Source organism: Flavobacterium sp. (genome assembly GCF_040382755.1).
In the GTDB taxonomy this organism is placed as follows: domain Bacteria; phylum Bacteroidota; class Bacteroidia; order Flavobacteriales; family Flavobacteriaceae; genus Flavobacterium.
The window spans coordinates 1-3,086 of the sequence record NZ_JBEIET010000178.1 but is presented as its reverse complement, the minus strand read 5'-3'; the positions used below and the strand labels follow the sequence as shown (position 1 = coordinate 3,086).

At 33.1% G+C, this 3,086-nt stretch carries 4 protein-coding genes and 1 pseudogene; 3 read left to right on the top strand and 2 right to left on the bottom strand.

What is annotated here, in order from left to right; translation table 11 throughout:
* Positions 1-143: pseudogene (locus ABWO04_RS10790) on the bottom strand (oxygen-dependent tRNA uridine(34) hydroxylase TrhO); the annotation flags it as partial.
* 183 nt (positions 144-326) lie between these two features.
* Between ABWO04_RS10790 and recA the strand changes: the two are divergent.
* Both recA and ABWO04_RS10780 read left to right on the top strand, forming a co-directional pair.
* Positions 327-1,331 carry a recombinase RecA gene (gene recA / locus ABWO04_RS10785; RefSeq protein WP_291242689.1) on the top strand — a complete coding sequence of 335 codons (1,005 nt, stop codon included), beginning with the start codon at positions 327-329 and terminating at the stop codon, positions 1,329-1,331.
* 78 nt (positions 1,332-1,409) lie between these two features.
* On the top strand, positions 1,410-1,817 hold the full coding sequence (locus ABWO04_RS10780) for a hypothetical protein (RefSeq protein ID WP_353079706.1): 408 nt from the start codon (positions 1,410-1,412) through the stop codon (positions 1,815-1,817).
* A 35-nt stretch (positions 1,818-1,852) separates the two neighbouring features.
* Here the strand turns inward: ABWO04_RS10780 and ABWO04_RS10775 are convergent, their stop codons facing one another.
* Positions 1,853-2,584 (bottom strand): lysophospholipid acyltransferase family protein, encoded by a 732-nt coding sequence (locus ABWO04_RS10775; protein ID WP_353079705.1) that lies wholly within the window; start codon positions 2,582-2,584, stop codon positions 1,853-1,855.
* A 121-nt stretch (positions 2,585-2,705) separates the two neighbouring features.
* Here ABWO04_RS10775 and ABWO04_RS10770 point away from each other — a divergent pair.
* A partial coding sequence (locus ABWO04_RS10770; RefSeq protein ID WP_502903988.1) for a tryptophan--tRNA ligase occupies positions 2,706-3,086 on the top strand: 381 nt, incomplete at its 3' end.

Sequence of the window (3,086 nt, the reverse complement as noted above, 5' to 3'; positions counted from 1 at the left end):
TTCCATTTTAAAAACAAATCATTTCTAAATTGTGTTGGATTTTCAATTTTGGCATACGCATAAAAAGAAAGCGTTAATCGTTGACCGGCTTGGTCAATTAACTTGGCTCTTTCTTCCGCGCTTAAGGTGTTGTACAGTTGCATGCTATAAACATTTTAAGGTTAGAGACGTGATTATCACGACTTAAAGAAATAAATAAACAAATTCTAAATGGAAGAATTTGGTAGCAAAGGTAAAAATATTTTTAATTGAAATGCAACAAGAAACTTACAAACAAAATTTGTTGCAATAAAAAAATTCTGTATTTTTACGAAAAATTAATTATTATGAGCACAGAAAAAGAAGCAAAATTAAAAGCCTTACAACTGACATTAGACAAATTAGACAAAACGTACGGTAAAGGAGCTGTAATGAAAATGGGCGATTCTGCTGTAGAAGAAGTAGAAACCATTTCGTCAGGTTCTTTAGGTGTAGACATTGCATTGGGTGTAAATGGATATCCGAAAGGAAGAATTATCGAAATTTACGGACCAGAATCATCTGGTAAAACGACCCTAACCTTACACGCCATAGCAGAAGCACAAAAAGCAGGTGGAATTGCCGCATTTATTGATGCAGAACACGCCTTTGACCGTTTTTATGCGGAAAAATTAGGTATTGATATTGATAATTTAATTATCTCTCAACCTGATAACGGAGAACAAGCATTAGAAATTGCTGAAAGTTTAATTCGTTCAGGTGCTGTAGATATTGTAGTAATTGACTCGGTTGCCGCATTGACACCAAAAAGTGAAATTGAAGGCGATATGGGTGATAGTAAAATGGGATTACACGCCCGTTTGATGTCGCAAGCGTTAAGAAAATTAACAGGAACCATTCATAAAACAAAATGTACCGTGTTTTTTATCAATCAGTTGAGAGATAAAATTGGGGTAATGTTTGGAAGTCCAGAAACTACAACCGGTGGAAACGCATTGAAGTTTTATGCTTCGATAAGAATTGACATCCGACGTTCTTCGCAAATCAAAGACGGCGACAATGTAATTGGAAACAGAACGAAAGTGAAAATTGTAAAAAATAAAGTAGCACCACCTTTTAGAACTGCAGAATTTGACATTATGTATGGCGAAGGGGTTTCTAAAGTTGGTGAAGTTTTAGACTTAGCCGTAGATTTTGAAATTATTAAGAAAAGTGGTTCTTGGTTTAGTTATGGTGAAACCAAATTAGGACAAGGAAGAGATTCTGTAAAACAATTAATAAAAGACAATCCAGAATTAATGGATGAGTTAGAAGTTAAAATTAAAGAATTACTAAAAGAACAAAACGCATAACACAAGAAATCATCCTTTTTAGGATGGTTTTTTGATTAAAACCAAATTGAAGATTCGGAATTTTTAAAAAGTTGTATTATGAAAAAATTAATAGCACTTATCTGTATTATTGCACTATCTTTCTCTTGTACACAAGAACCTGATGGGCCGAGAGTTCATTTAGAATTACTAAAAGTAGAATCGGTGGTTTTACCGACAACCTTTACTGCAAATACCGTAAACGAAATAGAAGTAACGTATTCAAGACCTTCAAGTTGTCACGGTTTTGAAGGTTTTTATTACACCCGAGACGGTTTTAATAGAACTATTGCCGTACTAAATTACGTGATAGAAGAACAAGGCTGTTTGCCGTTACTAAACCAATTGCAAACACAAATTTTAAGATTTAAGCCAGCTACAGCAGGAACTTATCTTTTAAAATTTTGGAAAGGAAAAGATGCCAACGGAGTTAATCTTTATGAAGAATTTTCTGTTGTAGTACAATAATTAAAACGCCTATATTAGGCGTTTTTTTATGCTTATTATTTTTGAAGTTCGGTTAAAATGATGTCTCTAACTTGTTGCTTTAAATGAAGTTTATCGTCCATCGTTTTTCCATTTGTTTCTATGGGTGGATGAATTTTGGCTCTCATTTTTCCTGGTGAACCACTAAAAAACGTGTACGAAAATCGTTTTTTGTTATCATAAAAAGTTAACGGAATAATTGTGAGTTGATGTTCAATTGCAATTCGGAAAGCACCATCTTTAAATTCATCTAAAAGTATACTTTCATCAGGCACACCGCCTTCAGGAAAAATACAAATACTCAAACCTTGTTGAATTCTGTTTTGTGCTCGTTCAAAAACAGCGAAACGACTTTTACTATTTTCTCGGTCAACCAAAATACAAACACGTTTGTAAATAAATCCAAAAATGGGAATGTTAACCAATTCTTTTTTTCCAACAAATACAAACGGATGATTTTTTACAGCTAACAACATCAACATAATATCCGTCATTGAAGTATGATTGGCTACCAACATATAACTTTTACCTGCTTCAAAATTTTCAGTGCCTTTTATAGAATATCTAAATCCCATTCCAATTAAAATAACTCGAGCCCAAAGTCGTGCAATTTTAAAAAACAACGGATATGTTTTTTCGCTTAAAATAGTAATTAATATAAGGGGAAATAACACAATTATAGGCAGCAATACCAATAGGTAAAACCAGATACGGTATAGCAACCAAAACGGATATTTTAATAATTTCATTTCTCAGATAGTATTCGATTTTCAAAAGTAAACAATTTTAAAAAACTTATTCTTTTTACTTGCACCTTTTTACTTGGCTCTTTTTACTTAAAAACTTACATTTGCAAAAACAAGAATCAAAATGGCAAAAATCTTAACCGGAATTCAAAGCACAGGAACACCACACTTAGGTAATTTATTAGGTGCAATTTTACCTGCTATTGAAATGGCAAAAAATCCTGATAACGAATCTTTTCTTTTTATTGCCGATTTGCATTCGATTACGCAAATCAAAAATGGTGCAGAATTAAGACAAAACACCTATAGTGTAGCTGCTGCTTGGCTTGCATGTGGTTTAGATACAAATCGTGTAGTTTTTTACCGCCAGTCTGATGTGCCTCAAACGGCTGAACTTTCTTGGTATTTGAGCTGTTTTTTTCCGTTTCAGCGTTTAACATTAGCACATTCTTTTAAAGATAAAGCCGACAGACTAGACGATGTTAATGCGGGATTATTTTCTTAT